We start from the raw sequence: 349 nt of genomic DNA, 5'->3' as shown, positions 1-349 counted from the left end.
ATCCTCAATGAGGATAGAGACTTAAGCTGCAGGCGCGCGCCAGTCATCAGCACCGGACGTGCCGGAGACTGTGTGCTCCCACATGATCTTGCGGTATGACAGTTCAATGGTGATCAGCTGCGTGAAGTCAGCATTCTTTGGATCCTGACAATGTGGCAGGCCACACTCGATATTGGTGATCAGCGCATCTTCAAAGGAAGTGGTGAAGAAATGCTCCTGCTTGCCGGAAGAATTGGTGCGGTACCATTTGACTTCACACTTCGGCAGCATCTCACCAGAGACCAGCGCATTATACAGCAGCGGGATGGACTTGTTCATGGAGCAGGTGAACTTGAACGGAGTGTGCACG

Annotated in this window: 1 protein-coding gene; it reads right to left on the bottom strand. The window is 52.4% G+C overall.

Annotation, left to right across the window (positions count from 1 at the left end):
* Window positions 1-21 precede the first annotated feature (21 nt).
* On the bottom strand, window positions 22-349 hold a 328-nt coding region (gene tssD, locus PsW64_RS16360; protein WP_153042384.1), incomplete at its 5' end, for a type VI secretion system tube protein TssD.

Origin of the sequence: Pseudovibrio sp. W64 (genome assembly GCF_001623145.1) — a bacterium.
GTDB lineage: Bacteria > Pseudomonadota > Alphaproteobacteria > Rhizobiales > Stappiaceae > Pseudovibrio.
Note: the sequence above shows the minus strand (reverse complement) of the source record. Positions and strands in the feature narration are given on the sequence as shown.